General features: G+C 32.9%; 19 protein-coding genes and 1 tRNA gene. 9 read left to right on the top strand and 11 right to left on the bottom strand.

Annotated elements, in window-relative coordinates; all coding sequences use genetic code 11:
- Positions 1–185: 185 nt before the first annotated feature.
- Together NG806_RS04140 and NG806_RS04135 are read right to left on the bottom strand one after the other, a co-directional pair.
- Positions 186–1,100 carry a helix-turn-helix domain-containing protein gene (locus NG806_RS04140; protein WP_214825430.1) on the bottom strand — a complete coding sequence of 305 codons (915 nt, stop codon included), beginning with the start codon at positions 1,098–1,100 and terminating at the stop codon, positions 186–188.
- 76 nt (positions 1,101–1,176) lie between these two features.
- Positions 1,177–1,974, bottom strand: a complete 798-nt coding sequence (locus NG806_RS04135; protein WP_261512070.1) for an SDR family oxidoreductase — start codon at positions 1,972–1,974, stop codon at positions 1,177–1,179.
- Positions 1,975–2,140: 166 nt separating this feature from the next.
- Between NG806_RS04135 and NG806_RS04130 the strand changes: the two genes are divergently transcribed.
- The 3 genes from NG806_RS04130 to NG806_RS04120 all read left to right on the top strand — a co-directional run bounded on the left by NG806_RS04130 (position 2,141) and on the right by NG806_RS04120 (position 4,637).
- Positions 2,141–2,212, top strand: a tRNA-Arg gene (locus NG806_RS04130).
- A gap of 274 nt (positions 2,213–2,486) precedes the next feature.
- The gene (locus NG806_RS04125; RefSeq protein WP_261512069.1) at positions 2,487–3,491 is read left to right on the top strand and encodes a hypothetical protein; all 1,005 of its coding nucleotides are present in this window, start codon (positions 2,487–2,489) and stop codon (positions 3,489–3,491) included.
- Positions 3,492–3,602: 111 nt separating this feature from the next.
- Positions 3,603–4,637 carry a hypothetical protein gene (locus NG806_RS04120; protein WP_261512068.1) on the top strand — a complete coding sequence of 345 codons (1,035 nt, stop codon included), beginning with the start codon at positions 3,603–3,605 and terminating at the stop codon, positions 4,635–4,637.
- A 560-nt stretch (positions 4,638–5,197) separates the two neighbouring features.
- On the opposite strand, the gene NG806_RS04115 is transcribed toward NG806_RS04120, so the two are convergent.
- A complete protein-coding gene (locus NG806_RS04115) occupies positions 5,198–5,506 on the bottom strand; it encodes a hypothetical protein (protein WP_214825438.1) in 309 nt (102 codons plus the stop codon).
- Positions 5,507–5,747: 241 nt separating this feature from the next.
- On the opposite strand from NG806_RS04115, the gene NG806_RS04110 reads away from it, so the two are divergent.
- Positions 5,748–6,209 carry a hypothetical protein gene (locus NG806_RS04110; RefSeq protein WP_261512067.1) on the top strand — a complete coding sequence of 154 codons (462 nt, stop codon included), beginning with the start codon at positions 5,748–5,750 and terminating at the stop codon, positions 6,207–6,209.
- 271 nt (positions 6,210–6,480) lie between these two features.
- On the opposite strand, the gene NG806_RS23075 is transcribed toward NG806_RS04110, so the two are convergent.
- Entirely contained in the window at positions 6,481–6,645 is a 165-nt protein-coding gene (locus tag NG806_RS23075; RefSeq protein ID WP_449243617.1) for a bacteriocin-like protein, read from the bottom strand.
- A gap of 127 nt (positions 6,646–6,772) precedes the next feature.
- Positions 6,773–7,549 (bottom strand): GLPGLI family protein, encoded by a 777-nt coding sequence (locus NG806_RS04105; RefSeq protein ID WP_261512066.1) that lies wholly within the window; start codon positions 7,547–7,549, stop codon positions 6,773–6,775.
- A gap of 205 nt (positions 7,550–7,754) precedes the next feature.
- Here NG806_RS04105 and NG806_RS04100 point away from each other — a divergent pair, with 205 nt between their 5' ends.
- The 3 genes from NG806_RS04100 (at position 7,755) to NG806_RS04090 (ending at position 10,175) form a co-directional block, all read left to right on the top strand.
- Complete coding sequence (locus NG806_RS04100; RefSeq protein WP_214825444.1) at positions 7,755–8,129, top strand: helix-turn-helix domain-containing protein; 375 nt, start codon at positions 7,755–7,757, stop codon at positions 8,127–8,129.
- Positions 8,130–8,976: 847 nt separating this feature from the next.
- Complete coding sequence (locus tag NG806_RS04095) at positions 8,977–9,924, top strand: MBL fold metallo-hydrolase (protein WP_261512065.1); 948 nt, start codon at positions 8,977–8,979, stop codon at positions 9,922–9,924.
- Positions 9,925–9,998: 74 nt separating this feature from the next.
- On the top strand, positions 9,999–10,175 hold the full coding sequence (locus tag NG806_RS04090) for a hypothetical protein (protein ID WP_214825445.1): 177 nt from the start codon (positions 9,999–10,001) through the stop codon (positions 10,173–10,175).
- A 349-nt stretch (positions 10,176–10,524) separates the two neighbouring features.
- Here NG806_RS04090 and NG806_RS04085 read toward each other — a convergent pair whose 3' ends face one another.
- Entirely contained in the window at positions 10,525–11,274 is a 750-nt protein-coding gene (locus tag NG806_RS04085) for a DeoR/GlpR family DNA-binding transcription regulator (protein WP_214825446.1), read from the bottom strand.
- Positions 11,275–11,355: 81 nt separating this feature from the next.
- Here NG806_RS04085 and NG806_RS04080 point away from each other — a divergent pair, with 81 nt between their 5' ends.
- A complete protein-coding gene (locus NG806_RS04080) occupies positions 11,356–11,919 on the top strand; it encodes a 5' nucleotidase, NT5C type (protein WP_261512064.1) in 564 nt (187 codons plus the stop codon).
- A gap of 69 nt (positions 11,920–11,988) precedes the next feature.
- Here the strand turns inward: NG806_RS04080 and NG806_RS04075 are convergent, their stop codons facing one another.
- Positions 11,989–12,429, bottom strand: coding sequence for a GNAT family N-acetyltransferase (locus NG806_RS04075; protein ID WP_261512063.1), 441 nt, complete (start codon positions 12,427–12,429; stop codon positions 11,989–11,991).
- Between the two features lie 165 nt (positions 12,430–12,594).
- Positions 12,595–14,058, bottom strand: coding sequence for a MocR-like pyridoxine biosynthesis transcription factor PdxR (gene pdxR, locus NG806_RS04070; RefSeq protein ID WP_261512062.1), 1,464 nt, complete (start codon positions 14,056–14,058; stop codon positions 12,595–12,597).
- A gap of 175 nt (positions 14,059–14,233) precedes the next feature.
- On the opposite strand from pdxR, the gene NG806_RS04065 reads away from it, so the two are divergent.
- Entirely contained in the window at positions 14,234–14,665 is a 432-nt protein-coding gene (locus NG806_RS04065) for a VOC family protein (protein ID WP_214825450.1), read from the top strand.
- A gap of 86 nt (positions 14,666–14,751) precedes the next feature.
- Here NG806_RS04065 and NG806_RS04060 read toward each other — a convergent pair whose 3' ends face one another.
- The 3 genes from NG806_RS04060 to ilvC form a co-directional block, all read right to left on the bottom strand.
- Positions 14,752–15,171 carry a nuclear transport factor 2 family protein gene (locus NG806_RS04060; RefSeq protein ID WP_214825452.1) on the bottom strand — a complete coding sequence of 140 codons (420 nt, stop codon included), beginning with the start codon at positions 15,169–15,171 and terminating at the stop codon, positions 14,752–14,754.
- Positions 15,172–15,651: 480 nt separating this feature from the next.
- On the bottom strand, positions 15,652–16,917 hold the full coding sequence (ilvA, locus tag NG806_RS04055; protein WP_261512061.1) for a threonine ammonia-lyase IlvA: 1,266 nt from the start codon (positions 16,915–16,917) through the stop codon (positions 15,652–15,654).
- The gene (gene ilvC / locus NG806_RS04050; protein WP_214825454.1) at positions 16,907–17,968 is read right to left on the bottom strand and encodes a ketol-acid reductoisomerase; all 1,062 of its coding nucleotides are present in this window, start codon (positions 17,966–17,968) and stop codon (positions 16,907–16,909) included. Before ilvC ends, ilvA begins: the two co-directional genes overlap by 11 nt.
- Between the last annotated feature and the right edge of the window lie 77 nt (positions 17,969–18,045).

Genomic DNA, 18,045 nt, shown 5'->3' with positions numbered 1-18,045 from the left:
TATGATTATAAAAATAGGATTTTGTTAGATCAAAAATGTCAAATTTTAAATAAATTTTAACATTTAATAAAAATTATTAAATCGAAACAGAATTTTATATAATAAAAAACCAGTCTCTCCCGATGGGATAAAGACTGGTCTCTGTTATATTTATTGAAGATAACTCCTATTTTTGAAAAGATATTTTAATTAAAAGACTGTTTATAAAGTAAAGGAGTGGTATTTGTTTTCTTCTTAAATAACTTATTAAAAGACTGTGAATGTTCAAATCCGAGCTGATAAGCTACCTCTGCCACTGAAAGACTTGTGGTCGTAAGATATTCTTTGGCTTTTTCAATCAGTTTTTCGTGGATATGCTGTTGGGCATTTTGTCCCGTCAGATTACGAAGCATATCACTGAGATAGTGTGGTGAAAGATTGAGTTTCGAAGCTAAAAACTCCACGGTAGGAAGTCCGCCGGTTAAAGTCTCCTGTTTATTAAAATAATCTTCAAGTAAATTTTCCATTTTGGAAAGTAAATCACTATTAACCGTTTTACGTGTTATGAACTGGCGCTTATAAAATCGGTTGCTATAGTTTAATAACACCTCAACATAAGAAACGATGACATCCTGACTGATCTCATCAATCGCTGTATCCAACTCGCCATGAATATTATCCAATAACCCCACGATCAGTTTCTTTTCTTTATCAGATAAATGAAGTGCTTCATTGGTGTCATAAGAGAAGAAACCATATTTCTTTATACTTTTACCTAGCGGGTAATTTCGAATGAAATCAGGATGAACCAATAAAGTATATCCATGGTATTTCGCTTCTTCATTAGTAGATAAAATCTGGTTAGGTGCTGTAAACATCATTCCACCCTCATTGAAATCATAGTACCCTTGCCCATACCCTATTTTTCCATTCTCAGAAAACTTATAGGAAATCTTATAAAAATCCATCACAAAGTTGCGGTTAAGCAGTTCCTTGTTGACACTCATTTCAGTATTGTCAATCAAGCTAATCAATGGATGAAGGGGTTTTGGCACCCTCAATATCTGATGAAGCTCGGAAATGGATGAGATTTTCAAAGGGCTGTTATCTTTCTTTTCCATAGTATAAATGTATGAATTATTTAAGTGAAAAAACAGCACAGCTCACACTGTACCTGTGCTGTTTTAAAAGGAAAATTTATATAAACTGTTTTCCCAATTGCTCTCTGAATGCTTCAACACCTAACTCCTGACGTTGTTCATACAATTCATTGGCATCTTTTCCTGCGATGTATCTTAGTTGCTTTTTCCCGTCTGTTGCTGCTTCATATACAACCTCGGCAATCAATTCCGGTTCCGAAGCTGCTTCCAGCATCCCTTCCAAGTTTGAAAACAGACTTTTGATTATAGGTTCGTATTCCGGTTGAGTTCCCATATCCAGAGAACGGCTGATAAAATCTGTTTTAATTCCTCCCGGAGAAACTGTTTTTATGTCCACTCCGAAAGTATTCAGTTCAAAAGCTAAACTTTCACTCCATCCTTCTAATGCCCATTTCGTTGCATGATAGGTAGAACTTAATGGAAACGCCATCAACCCGCCAATAGACGTTGTTGTGATAAACATTCCACTTCTTTTTTCTCTGAAATAAGGAATGAAAGCCTGTGTAACACGGATTACACCCAATAAATTCGTATTTAATTGTTTAACGACCTGATCATCCGTTAAGGCTTCTAAAGGTCCCATTAAACCATATCCGGCATTATTAAAGACTAAATCGATATTGCTGATCTCAAGTGCTTTTTTCACAGTAGACTTGATCTGTTCTGGATTTGTTACATCCAATGGAAGAACTGTTACATTCTCTAAAGCTCTAAGTTCTGTATCAGATTCCGGATTTCTCATCGTAGCGATCACGTTCCATCCTCTGCTTTGAAATAATTTTGCACTTGCTTTTCCAAGTCCTGTTGAGGCACCTGTTATAAAAATTGTTTTCATTTTTTTATTGTATTAAAATTACAATACAAATGTCTGCAATCAAAAAAACGCCAGAGTTGCCAAATTGGATTTTGATGTAGCCAAAATGGAATTTACATTTTAAAGACAGAAAAATAGGTCTTCCTTATTAATTTTTGAATTGATATTAATATATTTGATCTAAAGAGGCCCCATAGTTCAATGGATAGAACAAAAGTTTCCTAAACTTTAGATCCAGGTTCGATCCCTGGTGAGGCTACAAATTGAATACTCTGCTATTTAGTTGAAAAATGAAAGTTAAACATACGCATGGTATTGTATTGACGATTGCAAATAAACGAAATGAAAATAAAAACTACTGCTAACAAGGGCTTTGCATGAGGAAGGCTGAAATGCAAAATTCACCGGCAGTGTTTCAGTTGAACTTTAATCATAATTAAGCTTTTGTTCTTCGGTTTCCGACCTCGGCAAACCCAAAACACTAGGCGTAATTTTACAAACAACCTCAAATCAGAATTCCGACACGAAAAGAAATGAAAATACTTATTACAATTTTTTCTTTATTATTTTTTTCCTTTTCTTATGGACAATCTGTAAGTAAAACAAAACCCGCAACACTAAATGCAATAGCAAAATTCATATCTCATGAAAATGGCGAAATGATTTCTATTTCAAAATTTTCAATAATAAAAGACTTTTCAAATAATGCTTTTGCTGACACCGTTTTTGTATATGACAGCAAAGAAATTCCCTTAGACTTTGACACTGTATTATTAACTGTAAATAAATATGGTGGAGAACGCTCAGAAGGTAACATATATTTTAGCAGCCCAGATTATGATGCAAATTATGGTATTCACCCAATAAGAAATAACCAAATTTCAATTGGTGAAAATGAAAATTCTGAAATTAATGAATGGGCTTTAAAAGGGCAAATAAGAAAAATAGCAGTCTTAGAATATGAACAATTTGACCAAACTAAAAATAAACCTGAAAATCCCAAGAATTATAAAAGCAATACTACTGTTAATTATAACCGTACAGGAAATTTAGACAGCTTAAAGATTTTGTATAAAACCAAAACATCTTCTACATTTATGGAAACAAACATCTCATATAATTATACGAATGTAGAAAGGACAGGAGTTGTTGTTGAAAATAAAAAAGATACAATTTCTATAACTCACAAAAAATGGTTAACAAATCAACTGTATACAGAAGAATATTTCAACAGTAAGAATAATTTATTTAAAACAACTTGGACATTCGTTGACAGCAATCATAAAATCACACATCAAAGAACAGAAGAAAAATATACAAACTCAGCAACTGAGATAAGACCGTTTGACATTTATTATACATTTAACGAAGATAATTACCTGGAAAAAATAACAACCAAATTTCAAGGAATAGAAAATGAAACCATTGTGGACAAAAATATAGATTTACTGTTTGACCATAATGGTAATCCAACAAAATCAATAAAAGTTGAAAATAATATCAAATATTTGATTATAAGAAAATATGAATACTACTGAAAAAACAACCACTAACAAAGGTTTGCCGAAAGCGGGACTGATTGCTTCGATTTTCTGACCGAACGTAAAGCAGTAAAACGTTAGCACCAATACATTCTAAAAACAGACACATTGAAAAACAAGAATATATATATTTCATTAATTGTCTTTATAGCAGTTTTTAGCTCAATTGCTTTTTTGATGGGATATCGAATTCCACAATGGGACAAACACAGAGATTGGGTTTTTATGCCCGAAAATAAAGATCCCTTTTTTGAAATTGAAAAAACAGACATAAAGACAGATTTTGTGCTGCATATACCCAATGGTAAAGGCTATATTTTGTTATTGAAAACCGGTGATTTTATAACCGTAACTGCTATTACAGAAAAAGGAAAAATAATTAAACGATTCCCGAAAACAAAAGACTTTTACATTGATTCCCTTAACCAAAGATTTATTTTTTCTAAGGAAATTTATAAGGGTGATGACCATTTAAAAAAACAATTAATAAGTTATCGTTTTACGGATTATCAGAAGCAGGAAAATCGGGAACTCAACGATTTTATTATAGAAGAAACGCAAGCTGAATTTTTAAAAAGAAAAGGCTATTCTATAAAGGATTTCCTTAAGGATAATGAAAAAAAAGAGTTAGACAGTCTTTATCTAAAGGAAAAAACAAAAGAAGCCAATTTCTACAAAACACTCTACCCTGTAACCAAAGTATCAATAGCATATGAAGCATTGGACACAGAATTCTATACCAATAAAAATGGACAACTATATACCGTTGAAGAAACGAAAGTAAAGACAAATAATATTGAAGATGTTTGGAACAGTCTCTACTTACTTTTCCCCAATTACAAAAAAAAAATGAGTGTACAAACGCTTACCAAAAATATGAATACCTATGTGAAAACAGACGAACCAACCATAGAAAGTAATTTTATTCATACACATTATCTACGTGTTTCTTTCAGGCAGCACCATATAAATTATTTCAGCATTCCTTTTGGAACTAAAAATTTTAACTTTAAATACAAAGAGAGAACATTGGCCTACCCAGAACAATTGAATATTCCTAAAAATGATATGGATACACTCGCTTGTATCATTGACAATACCTTGTACAGGATATACCCAAAAACAAATAAAATTAAAAAATGAAAGAGCAAAGTGTCATCTCTTTCCGACTTGTATAACCAATTTACTCTTCAAGCATTGAAAATGGTTTAATTCAACACTTTATGATTACGATCATAAACCAACTTAAAATCTGTTATTAAATTTGAAATGGAAAGTATTCCGATAATAATTCATCATTTTTACAGTTGAGCTTCTCTCCAACGGGAAGCTTTTTTAGAATACTTTTTTAGATCTTTTTAATATTACTGGATAGGAGTCTTTCGCAATTGAAGGACTCCTTTTTTAATTTAAAAAATCCCCAACCAAGGTCAGGGATAAAATTTCAAATGGGATATTTAAATGGGACTATTATTTTACTGCATAAAATGCAACTCCTTCATATGTCCAGCCATTTCCGCCCATCCTAGTTCATTAAGATTTGTTGTATAAAAATGACCATTCTTTGAAGATCACTTGAAGTTTTAAATGCTACCCCCTCATAAGACCAATCGTGCTGACCAATCGGAAATGTAAGTATAAGTATTTTTCTCATGTAATAGAATATGTAATTTAAATAAAAAGGCTGCTAATGCGGCCTTATATTATTTCATTTCTGCTAAAATAATTGTCTTTATTTTATTATATGAATAGTTTAATTTTTCAATTTCTTCTTTTTTGTTAATAATATTAAAAGTTTTAATTTTCTCTTTTTTTATTAATGAATTAAAATCATCATATGAATAAACCTTACTTCCAATTAAAACAATAGTTTGTTCATTTTGCTTTTTTTTAAGATCAGAAATCATATTTCTTTGGTCTCCATAATCCGGACTATAATCAATAATAGGCTGGCTAACTGTTTTACTACAACCGCAACATATCATCAAAGAGAATAAAATAAAATTTTTCATATTTTCAAAATTAAGACTAATAATTACCTTCTCCTAAACAAATAGCTAGGACTCCAATACAACTTGTAATGGTTAATGTTCTCATAGGTTTTAGTTTTTTATTAAACTTAAATATATACAATTTATATGACTCGATGATTTACAATTATTTATCCGTATTATTTGGCTAAAATTTAATCAGATAAGGTAATTGTTTTGAATTATTGGTTGCACTATTACCTGTTTTTTATATTTTTAAATAATGCAACCAATACTTAAAGAAGAAGTTTTTTCTGCACCCCGATGGCAAAAAACTATATACCGCATTGTAAGCCTTTTAATGTTAATATTGGGAGGGTATGTGCTCAAAATAAAAAATGCTGGATGGATTATCTTTTTAGCCGCTTTTATTTTTCTAATTGCCGTTTCAATGTTTATCTATACCCGGGTAAAACTTATTATTTCGAATGACAGTGTACGTTTTGTTGGTGGTCTGAAGAAACATTCTTTTTTGTGGAGTGACATTACACAAATAGATATGATTAGGCTAGGAAAATTTAAAACACCATCAGCAACGATATATTACTCTGGCGGGAAGCTGGAACTCAATATGAGTGTTTACCTTAAACCAGAGTTCAATAAAATTTTATCGCTTTTAGAAATGAAAGTTGATTCGGTTCTATTTACAGAAAATTACAAAGAGGTTCGTGGCCAGATCAGTTGATATTTTTTACAGGCTTGAAGTTGAAAACATTCCAAATCAATACTTTATGATTACGATCATAAATAAATTTAAAATCTGTTGCTAAATTTGATTTAGAAAACCAGTCTAATAATAATTCATCGTTTTTTACAATCGTAGTGCTTCCCTCTTTTGGGAAGCTTTTATTTGAATAATTTTTGCAACTTATACATTTTACAGCCCCTGGAGTCTTTCAATTTCGAAAGGCTCCTTTTTTATATGAAAAATCCCTCAGATTGAGGGATTGTATTTATTATATTGGAACGCAATAGCAATTACAAGCAGCGTCTGGTTCTGGTCCGCAAATACCCGTGGCTTCGCAAATAAGCTTGAAGTGAGGTTTGCAAACACCATCTATGCCTCCGCCACCTTTAACTTGTTTTAGTCCTTCTCTGGAAATTTTTTTGAAATTATTCATTGTTTTTATTTTAATTAGGTATTAAATATAAGAATTATTCTCCAACTATAGATTTAATATACAAAATATGATTACGAAAATCTACACCCTTAAATCAAACAACAAAAGTAATTTACACTTTTAATATTTATTTAGTTTTCAATAAATCAACCTCTAAAAGATTATTATTATTTTTAGTTCTATTCTTGTAATATTTTTCCATATTTCTCTTAAATTCACTGTTGCTTTTTCCATCCTGAGTCTCTATAATATCTAGACCCATCAAGTTTTTGCTGGGATTTCCTCGATATTCTTTATATAATTTTCTATACTTTTCATGATCAATGGATAGCATTTTTTTACTGCTTGTTTTGTAACTTAAAATACGATTTAATTTTTCAATAGCAACTAATCCAAAACTATGTGTATGGGTATTATCCTCTATTTTTAAAACAAGACCGGGCAAACCATGAAATTTATAAGGGCCATCAGATATAGGAATATCCGTAGAAAACCAAGCTGTCCATATTCTTCCGGCAAAGTGTAAAGTAGCTTTTTGGGTAGAGAATTTATTAATTTCCTTCTTTTCTGAAGAAATTTTCCAATCCATTTTTCTTAAATCAGAAACTATATAAATATCACTATACAACGAGACAATTAGAGAAACATCATAGTTTGGATATTTTTTATAAACCCTGTTTTCAAAACTACTTAATTTTTCACCTTGTATTGATGCAATTGAATCATTTTTAAAATTTTGGACATCATAAAAAATAGAGCCTTCCTTATATACATCCAGATACATTACTGCTTTTGTTGTATCATTTTTTATAGTGTCTTTAACAGACTTATATTCATACACAAATCTATTAGATTGACAATAAACAAAATGAGATAAGAAAAATAAAAAAGCAAATAATTTCATTTTTGTTTTTGTGAATAATGTAATAATTTTTTTCGGAAGAATTCAAACTTGTTTACCGCCTTTTTAGAAAAAATTATGCAGAATAAATTTACAACATGAAACTTTAATTAAAAAAAGAATAAATAAAAAAGCACCTCTTCCCAAATGCCTTCCCATTTCCATAGAAGTTATCATTTTTTTTTGCAAATTTGTAAAAATGTCAGATATGCAAAAAGAAAAATTACGTTCGCTAAGAAAGAGAAAAGGTTATACGCAACAGCAGATTGCTGATATCATTGCAACGGATGTATCTAATTACAGCAGGAAGGAAAGCGGTGACGTAAAAATCTTTAAAGATGAATGGGAAAAGATTGCTGCTTTCCTTGAAGTCCAGGTTGATGAAATTTACGAAATGGAAGAAGCGAAAGTAATTGTTGAAAACCCTGTTTTTAATGATAGCCCAGGTTCTTCAGGAGGTGGTAATGTGACCAATTTTAATAATGATGTGAGTATTTCAGTCATAAAAAATTTACAGGATTATATAGCTCTTTTAAAAGAGGAAAACGATAAACTGAAACAACAGATAGGATCAGGAAAATAAATAAATAAATAAAAAATCATCTCCGAAACGGGATGATTTTTTTTTATTAATATGCTCTCTTATTTCTGCTATTTTCATTTCGAAAAATTGGCACAAGTAAAACTTGTATTTTCATGGAATTCATGCATTAAAAGCGCTAAAAACAACCACATACCACATATAAAAATAATCAATTATTATTAAGAATAATAATTACAATAACGAATTATATGATTATTATTAACAATAATATCAAAATTTATTACTATATTTACAATATAATAAAAATTTACATTCCATTTTGTACATTTACTTCCCTATTTTGGGAAGTTTATAATACCTTTAAAATTCATAATAAGCGTAGGAGTCTTTCAATTTAGAAAGGCTCCTTTTTTATTTAGCTAATTGATAGGATCTGGTTTAAAAATGTTAAACAAATCTTTATGATTACGATCATATAATTGATATACAAATACTTATTACTTTTAAGGGGAAAACTAATAATCAAGCATCACTTATTATTTTATTGCTTCCCCTTGATCCGGGAAGCTTTTGTTTGAGACACTTTTTTTAGATCTTATCATATTATAGCCACTGGAACCCTCTGAATGGAGGGTTTTCTTTTAAACAAAAAAATCCCCAACCGAAGTTGAGGATAAAAACTAATAACCATGAAAACTCAAATTAAACATGAGTTGTGTTCTTACATTGAAATATTGTGCCAAGAATTGAGACAATACAAACTTTAACATAATTTTAATAGTTTTATACTCCGCTTTCCTGTTGATTGTAATTTTGTACAAGTATATTTTTGAATTAAATTTGTACTTGCATTGATTGATCAATTCTCAATACAACGATACTCTATATGATAAAATATTTCTTCAATCTGACTATCTTTTTGTCGGTAGCTGTTTGTTCAGCACAGAATAGTTTTAAAGTGATTCCACTGGGAACTTATGGTGGTGGTGATGAAAGTAATTTATCCAGTTATATGGCTGCTCCGGTAAATTCTGAAAACTATATAGCGCTTGATGCCGGAACGATACGTTCAGGAATTGAAAAAGCCATACAGAAAGGAAATTTTAAACAAAGCTCTGCATCGCAGGTTATGCAACAAAATATCAAGGGATACCTGATTTCTCATGCACACCTCGATCATGTAAGCGGAATGATCTTAAATAGTCCAGATGATACAAAAAAGTCTGTGTATACCCTTCCTACCGTAGGGAAAATCATTACAGATAAATATTTCTCATGGGAAAGCTGGGCCAACTTTACCGATTCCGGTGAAGCTCCCCGTTTAAGCAAATATAAGATGGTAAGTCTTGAGGATGGTAAGGAAATACCGATCACTGATACCGAAATGTATGTGACTGCATTTCCGCTAAGTCATGTCAATCCATATGAGAGTACAGCTTTTCTCGTAAGACATGATGGTGATTATCTTTTATATTTAGGAGATACCGGAAGCGATCTTATAGAAAAAAGCAATAAACTTGAAAATTTATGGAAACAGATTGCTCCTTATATTAATGAGCAAAAATTAAAGGGAATTCTAATAGAGGTTTCCTTCCCTAATGAACAGCCCGACAAATCTTTATTTGGCCACCTTACTCCAAAATTACTGGAACAGGAACTAAATACTCTGAACAGATTCTGTAAGCCAGGAAAACTGCATCACGTTCCTGTCATTATTACCCATCTGAAACCTGTAGGTGATCATATTGAAAAAATCAAGAAGCAACTGAAAGAAAAAAATGCTCTGGGAATCAAGTATATTTTCCCTGTACAAGGGGAAAAAATCACTTTATAAGGAGATATAACCAAATACTTAACATCCTATCATATAATTCATTACATTTGTTTTACAACTAAAAACAATGTACTATGAAAAACAATTTGAAATCATTAGAAAGAAATCAGTTAAAAGTAATTAATGGTGGCGTACCCGCATGTCCTGAGAATCTGGAATGTGGCCCTGGAAAATGCTGCATCAATGGTGGCTGCCGTCCTATATCAGAGGCGGGACCCAATGGATTATGTATGGCACCACCAATCGAATAGAATTTTTTCAAACGGCAAAGAATAATCATATTCTTTGTCGTTTGATTATTAGATGATATAGGCAATGCTATCTCATCTTCATGTAAATTTAATTATATCCAAAAAAACAATGTACTATGAAAAATCTGAAATCCTTAGAAAGAAATCAATTAAGAATGATCTACGGTGGCTATCCGCCATGTCCTGAAAGCTTAGAATGCGGTGACGATTGGTGTTGCATCAACGGTGCATGCCGTCCGAGATCTCAGGCAGGCCCCAATGGACTATGCATGGCCATCATAATCGATTAAAATTTCTCTGAAGACAAAGAATGAAATTTTTCTTTGTCTTCAGTTTTTAATACCGATCGTTATCTAACCTCAATCCCGGCATCTATATAAGGTTTTAAATAATCTGATTTTGGATCTGCCTCAGTGATAATAATATTCAGTGAATTGGCAGCACAGATATAAAAGGATTCGGATTTCCCCAATTTATCTGAAGTCGAAAGAGCAATCGTGCATTTTGAAGTTTCTATCATCACCCTTTTAACCAGGCTGTCTTCATAATCATCACCGGTAACTCCAAAATTCAGATCGATACTACATACGCCCAGCAAACAGATATCAGCTCTGATATTCCTTATACTTTGAATCGTCTCATACCCATTTGTAGAGAATGAAATTTTATTCAGCATTCCACCCATAAATAAAACTTCAATTTCTTTATGATCTTCCAAAAGTGAAGCAACCGGAAAGCTATTGGTTACTACAGTTAAAGCAATATCCTTTGGTAAATTAGCAATTACCGCCAGTGCTGAAGTTCCTGAGTCAACTAACAGAACCATTCCGGGTTTAATATATTCCAATACCTTTTCGGCAATGATCTTCTTGTGCGGGACGTCGATATTCTGACGGTCTTTAAAATGAAGCGGCATTGAAGACCTTTGAATAGCACCACCACGGACAGCTTTTAACAGACCTTTATCTGATAATTCTTTAATATCTCTACGCACGGTATCTTCAGATACTTTAAGTATTTTACTGATCTGATCAAGCAATACTTTTTTATCTTTTACTAAATACTCGAGAATGAGATCCTGTCTTTCAGCTTTTATCATAACACAAATATAGAAAATATTTATTGCAAAATAATGCAACTTTATGCAATAATACATATCTTTGTTGCAAATAATTGCAAAATGAAAAATAAGAAAGAAACCATTGCGATAGATATGGACGGTGTAATAGCAGATGTAGAAGCGCAACTTATCGATTGGTATCACAGAGATCACGGTATTTTAATCAGTAGAGAAGATATGATCGGTAAACCGGAACCCGAAGCTTTTCCAGATAGAGAAGCAGTCTTAAAATTTTTACAGACTCCCGGTTTTTTCCGCACTCTGCCGGTAATGCCTAATGCAGTGGAAGTAGTTAAAGAATTGATGAATGATTATGATGTTTATATTGTGACTGCTGCTATGGAGTTTCCACTTTCATTATATGAAAAATACGAATGGCTGCAGGAGCATTTCCCTTTTATATCATGGAAAAATATAATCATGTGTGGTGATAAAAGTGTTATCGACACCGATTATCTGATAGATGACCATATTAAAAATCTTGATTTCTGTAAAGGCAGACCCATTATGTTCAATGCCGGACACAATAGTAGTATAGATCATCATCAGCGGGTACACAGTTGGGATGAGGTGAGGGATTTATTTAGTAATATTAGAAACCTAAGTCAATCTGAAGCTATTTAATCGGATATCATATCTATAAAAAAGGTAATCAATCTATTGGTTACCTTTCTTTATATTATAAAAATGATCTTACTTTTTCAATGGATGTGCAAGATGAAGCGCCGCAAGCCTGAATCCGCTTTTCAGATAAACCTTTTGCGCAGTATTATTAGTGAAGTCAGTATCAAGAACTACCGCATCCATCGCATTGGACCTGGCAATATGCTCTACATATTCCAGTAGTTGAGAGGCTAAACCTTTTCCTCTATGAGATTCCAGGGTACAAAGGTCATCAATATAAATAATATGTCCGCTGTGTAAGGAGTTCATAACCCGGTATCCGGCAAATGCCACACACTGATCATTTTCCATAATTCCAGAAATCCTGTACTTCTCATTTTCCATCATTTCATGAATGATTTCTTTCCAGTTATTTTTATCGAGATGAGGTCTTAATAAAGAGATCACTTCCCAGCACTGTTGAATCTCCAGATCGGTCGTAAAATCTGAAATGGTATATTGACTCTGCATAATGTATTTTATTTAATACAAATTTAAAACAGATCATTTCGTTCTATATATGCCAATTGTGAAATATGATATAGCCCAAATCAACATAAAAATTTAATAACGTGAGCATTTAGGATAAAAAAACTACAATAAAGAGCTATAACAACAATAATTCAAAATTCAAAACTAATCAATCGCCTCTTTCAGTATACTCAACGCCAGTCTCATTTCCTTTTCATTCAATGACGCAAATCCCATCCTCATTCCATTGCTTGCAAAAACCTCATTTTTATAAAAATCCCCATATTCGATATACAGTCCTTTTTTCAATGCTTTCCCGGCAACTTCCGTTAAATTAATTTTCTTATTAAAGTCAGCCCACACAGCCAATCCTCCTTCTGGAGTTTTAAAATCAATCAGTTCTTTAAAATCTGAAGCTAGTATTTCACAAAAAAGATTGCGGCGTTGTTTATATATTTTTAAAGATTTTCTAAAATGTCTTTCCATTTCTCCGCTATCGAACATCATTGCAAATGCATTTTCCAGTAATGTGTCACCCTGCTTATCTATAAATTCCCTGGTTGATGATGCTGCATCAATGAAAGCTGAAGGTCCCACCATAAATCCAATTCGTAGTGCCGGCGCAAATGTTTTCGAAATAGATCCTATATAAATAACATTGTGATAATGATCTATACTCGCCAGAGGTACGTATGGTTTATTATCGTAATGAAAGTCAAAATCATAATCATCCTCAATAATGGCAAAACGATACTTTTTAGCAAGATGCAATAACTTCATTCTGCGCTCCATACTTGTCGTTACAGTGGTTGGAAAATGATGATGAGGTATAATATAAACTGCTTTTATCGCAGTGTGGTTTAAAACGGTTTCCAGATGATCAATATCCATTCCCTGTTCATCAATAGGAATTCTGAGAAGCTTACCTCCTAAATATTGGAACGTCTGATCTGCAAAAGGATAATTGGACGAGCCCACAGCAATAATATCAGATGGCCCTATTAACAGTTTACCTGCAAGATAAATCCCCATTTGGCTTCCTTTTGTGATGACAAGGTTTTCTTTAGAAACATTTAACCCCCGGGTGCTGGATAAATAATGACAGATAGAATCGCGAAGATGTTCGGATCCCTTTGAACTTCCATATTTCAGAAAATTTTTACCATAGAATTTTCTGGAAAGACTTCTATATTCTCTCATAAGCTGATCTACAGGAGCTAACCGTACATCGGGAAAGCCACCATCGATCGCAAGATCTATTTTCTGAAAATCCTTTCCTGAAGAAGGGGTTTTAAATGGATTATTCCAATAAAAAGCTTCACTAAGATTATTATTCTCACTATGTTCAGAGGTTATGATCTTAGAAGACGTTGGCAGATTAGAAAGAACAAATATTCCTTTTCTTTCAACAGACTCTGCCCAACCCTGGCTGATAAGTTCTTCATAGGCCAGCTTTACCGTATTTCTATTGATCCCGATAAGATCTGCAAGTATCCGTGAACTCGGAAGACTGTCTGATGGTTGCAGCGTACCATTTGTAATCAGTGATATAAATTGATTACATACTTGAACATACAGTGGCACCGACCCTCCTCTGTCCAGCTTAATTAACGATTTGTAAGGTAACATCCTATTTAATATAGATATGAGTTGATACACAAATGTAATTCAAAATCTTAACATCCAGACAAATTGTAGTAAAACTGGACTATCCTATTTCTTGAAACTGGAGCACTTAAACACCTCATTCTACCAGTAATTTTGTGATAGAGATGTAACAATTAAAATTATTATTAAATTATAAATGGAAAACGTACAATTTAACCTGTTTGGTTTGGCAGTAAGTGTTTCAGACTTAAGTCAATCCATAAAATGGTACCATCATATATTAGGATTTCAGTTAATAGAAGAAGTTGATTTTCCTGCTGTAAAGGCAAAAGGTGCTTTTATGGAAGGAATGGGAATCCGTCTGGAGTTATTACAATCTGCTGATTCTTATCGAATTGAAGAATTATTTGCTACCCCTCCGGGCCACCTTAAACCTATAGGAAATAAAGCTTTGATTCTGTATGTTGATGATTTACATGAAGCTGGTTTGTGGCTGGAAAAACAAAATGTAAATTTTGTATTTAAAGAAATACAGCTTAATGAGGAAGGACTCACCAGTACGATCATTCAAGATCCGGATGGAAATTTCATTAGTATTTTCGGTAAGGAAGTATTCACAAAAAAATAACTACATCACAGGTTATTTAATTTTTATTTAACGCAGCAAAGCTCTCAATACGAGAGCTTTGTTTATATCTGCTTTTAGGGTTCTTACTAACTTACAAATGCTTTTTCAATTTCACGGGTATCTTCAAGCATTAAAAGCTTTGTGATTTTGCCATTTTCAATACTAAACCTCTGACATATAAAAGCAGTGAATCTTTTACCCGTCTTCTTTGCGACCCGGGATGCTTTCCCAAACACTGCAGCTTCGTTTCCATCGATAAAAAGATGATCAAGTTCAAATTGTTCTTCGCCATCTATATGAGAATCTAAAAGAAGTTGAAGTGCTGCTATCACCTCTGATTTTGTTGTTAATGCTCCCGTCCAGGGTAATAGATCTGATTTAGGAATATACCATTCCACTTGGTCAGCAAAAAAAGATCCTGCTTTTTCAGTATCCTTCTCAGAAACACTTTGGAAAAATCCATTTAATATGGCGGCTGTCTGTTCGTTTTCAGCTAATGAATTCATATATTTTATTTTTTACACCTATTTACTTTACAGTAAATTATTAATCATTTTAGACAACAAAATTAGGATGTTCCCATTGTATCGATCTATACCAACTATAAAATAATGACCAGCCCAGAATTCCGTCTAGCTTTCTGAATATACTGAAAGTATTAATAAAGAAAACCGATGGGATATGGCCCCACCGGTTTAAAAAAACAAAAATTGATATGGATATGATTAGTTGTGTTTATTTTTTAACGATCTTTTCAGTACAGCAATACTTAAAAGGATACAGGTCTTCTTCGTTTTTTCTTATTTTTTGTTAAGACAAATTTATATTTATTTAGACTGAATAAAAATAAGAAACTAATGACTTTTATCAGTTTATCACTATTTTATGATAATTAACTGCATTAATACCCTTAACTATTTAATAACAAAACACTTATATACAATAAAAAATTTAAGCCACTTATAAAAGTGACTTAAATAGATAATTTAGATTAAAATATTCATCATATTAGGAGAATCATTGAGGTAGGATTCATAATACCCCGCTTTCTTCATTCTGTTCAATAATTCTTCAAAATCAGAAAACGAAGGTACTTCGATACCTACAATTGCTGAAGCTGTTTCCCGTGAGTTCCTTTTGGTATATTCAAAAAATGTAATATCATCTGACTTCCCTAAAACACTTAAAACAAATTCTTTAAGAGCTCCCGGACGCTGTGGAAATTTTACAATAAAGTAATGTTTCAAGCCTTTGTAAAGCATCGCCCGTTCCTTAATTTCTTCAGTCCTTGTTATATCATTGTTGCTTCCGCTTACAATGCAAACCACATTTTTATCTTTTATTTCTTCTTTATAAAGATCCAATGCTGCTATTGCTAAAGCACCGGCAGGCTCCAATACCATGGCGTCTTTATTATAAAGTTCTAATAAAGTTTCGCAAACTTTCCCCTCATCAACTGCAATACAGTCATGAATATAATCTTTACATATCTCAAAATTGAGGTCTCCTACTTTCTGAACAGCAGCTCCATCCACAAATTTATCAATATGCATAAGTTCGGTATTCACTCCGGCATCTAAAGAAGCTTTCATCGAAGCTGCCCCTTTCGGTTCTACAACAATAATTTTGGTTTCAGGTGATAGAACTGAAAAAACAGTAACTACTCCAGCAGCCAGCCCACCTCCTCCTAAAGGGACAAATACAAAATCGATCTTATGTTCTGCCTGTTCCAGAATCTCCATCGCCAAAGTAGCTTGCCCTTCAATGATCTCAACATCATCAAAAGGATGTATAAATTCAACTTTAGAACTTTCACTATACTCTATTGCGGCTTTTTTGGAATCATCAAAAGTATCACCGATCAATTTGATATCGACATATTTTTCTCCAAACATAGCTACCTGTTCCAGTTTTTGTTTTGGAGTGGTAACAGGCATGAAAATAGTTCCCTCAATTTTCAGTTTCCGACAAGCGAAAGCAACACCCTGAGCATGATTTCCTGCACTGGCACAAACAATTCCATTTCCAACTTTATGATCTTTATAAAGGCTATAGATTTTATTGTAAGCTCCTCTTATCTTATAGGAACGGACTGGCTGCATATCTTCTCTTTTCAGAAAAATATCAGCTTCAATTTGTTTTGAAAGCCTGAAACTTTTCTGCAGAGGCGTTGTATTAACAATATTCTCTAGTGTTTTCCGGGCCTCTTTTATGGCATGCAGTGAAGGGAAACTGATGGTTTTACTTTTCATATTCGAGTTCTCTATCAGGACGTAAAGACCTTACGACTTTACCTGCCTGCCATAATTCGCTGTTTCTTAACTCTTCAAGTTCTTTATTCAGACCTTCTCTGTAGTTTTCCTTGCTGTTGCTTGAGATAGACTTTTGTGATTCATTTCCTTCTTTCACACTCTGATACAGTTCTTCAAATACAGGTTTTGTAGCATCATAAAACTTCTTCCACCAATCTAAAGCTCCTCTTTGTGCTGTTGTAGAGCAGTTGGCATACATCCAATCCATTCCATTTTCAGCAACTAACGGCATTAAAGATTGGGTTAATTCTTCCACAGTTTCATTAAATGCTTCTGAAGGGGAATGTCCTTGGGCTCTTAATACCTCAAACTGTGCAGCAAATAATCCCTGTATAGCTCCCATCAGGGAACCTCTCTCTCCTACAAGATCACTGTATACTTCTTTTTTAAAATTGGTTTCAAACAGATATCCGCTACCCACAGCAATACCCAACGCTGTTACTTTATCTTTTGCTTTACCGGTTGAATCCTGATGGATTGCATAACTGCTGTTTAGTCCTTTACCTTCCACAAAAAGTCTTCTTAGAGATGTTCCAGAACCTTTCGGTGCTACCAAAACCACATCTACATCTTTAGGTGGAACAATTTGTGTCTGATGATTGTAGGTAATTCCAAATCCGTGAGAGAAATATAAAGTCTTTCCAGGGGTAAGATGTTTTTCCAAAGTTGGCCAAAATTCGATCTGTGCCGCATCACTCAAAAGGTAGCAAAGAATCGTTCCTCTCTGAGCCGCTTCTTCCAATTCAAATAAAGTTTCTCCAGGAATAAATCCATCTTGTACAGCTTTATCCCAGCTTTTAGAATTTTTACGCTGCCCAACAATTACATTGATCCCATTATCCTGAAGGTTTAGAGCCTGACCAGGTCCCTGAATACCATATCCTAAAACCGCTACCGTTTCATCTCTTAATACTTCCTGAGCTTTTTCAATTGGAAATTCTTCTCTTGTTACTACATTTTCCTCTACTCCTGCAAATTTAATTACTGCCATAATTTTATATTTAATTGTTATTTTTTTAGACCTTTTCAGATCATTTATATATTTTAATTTGTGTTTGTTTTTATTTT

This window comes from Chryseobacterium paludis (assembly GCF_025403485.1).
In the GTDB taxonomy this organism is placed as follows: Bacteria; Bacteroidota; Bacteroidia; order Flavobacteriales; family Weeksellaceae; genus Chryseobacterium; species Chryseobacterium paludis.
This window is presented reverse-complemented; position numbering and strand designations above follow the sequence as displayed.

Coding starts and splice junctions, on each gene's coding strand:
- NG806_RS04140 (WP_214825430.1), bottom strand. CDS start 1,100: ATGGAAAAGAAAGATAACAGCCCTTTGAAAATCTCATCCATTTCCGAG.
- NG806_RS04135 (WP_261512070.1), bottom strand. CDS start 1,974: ATGAAAACAATTTTTATAACAGGTGCCTCAACAGGACTTGGAAAAGCA.
- NG806_RS04125 (WP_261512069.1), top strand. CDS start 2,487: ATGAAAATACTTATTACAATTTTTTCTTTATTATTTTTTTCCTTTTCT.
- NG806_RS04115 (WP_214825438.1), bottom strand. CDS start 5,506: ATGAAAAATTTTATTTTATTCTCTTTGATGATATGTTGCGGTTGTAGT.
- NG806_RS04110 (WP_261512067.1), top strand. CDS start 5,748: ATGCAACCAATACTTAAAGAAGAAGTTTTTTCTGCACCCCGATGGCAA.
- NG806_RS23075 (WP_449243617.1), bottom strand. CDS start 6,645: ATGAATAATTTCAAAAAAATTTCCAGAGAAGGACTAAAACAAGTTAAA.
- NG806_RS04105 (WP_261512066.1), bottom strand. CDS start 7,549: ATGAAATTATTTGCTTTTTTATTTTTCTTATCTCATTTTGTTTATTGT.
- NG806_RS04100 (WP_214825444.1), top strand. CDS start 7,755: ATGCAAAAAGAAAAATTACGTTCGCTAAGAAAGAGAAAAGGTTATACG.
- NG806_RS04095 (WP_261512065.1), top strand. CDS start 8,977: ATGATAAAATATTTCTTCAATCTGACTATCTTTTTGTCGGTAGCTGTT.
- NG806_RS04090 (WP_214825445.1), top strand. CDS start 9,999: ATGAAAAACAATTTGAAATCATTAGAAAGAAATCAGTTAAAAGTAATT.
- NG806_RS04085 (WP_214825446.1), bottom strand. CDS start 11,274: ATGATAAAAGCTGAAAGACAGGATCTCATTCTCGAGTATTTAGTAAAA.
- NG806_RS04080 (WP_261512064.1), top strand. CDS start 11,356: ATGAAAAATAAGAAAGAAACCATTGCGATAGATATGGACGGTGTAATA.
- NG806_RS04075 (WP_261512063.1), bottom strand. CDS start 12,429: ATGCAGAGTCAATATACCATTTCAGATTTTACGACCGATCTGGAGATT.
- pdxR (WP_261512062.1), bottom strand. CDS start 14,058: ATGTTACCTTACAAATCGTTAATTAAGCTGGACAGAGGAGGGTCGGTG.
- NG806_RS04065 (WP_214825450.1), top strand. CDS start 14,234: ATGGAAAACGTACAATTTAACCTGTTTGGTTTGGCAGTAAGTGTTTCA.
- NG806_RS04060 (WP_214825452.1), bottom strand. CDS start 15,171: ATGAATTCATTAGCTGAAAACGAACAGACAGCCGCCATATTAAATGGA.
- ilvA (WP_261512061.1), bottom strand. CDS start 16,917: ATGAAAAGTAAAACCATCAGTTTCCCTTCACTGCATGCCATAAAAGAG.
- ilvC (WP_214825454.1), bottom strand. CDS start 17,968: ATGGCAGTAATTAAATTTGCAGGAGTAGAGGAAAATGTAGTAACAAGA.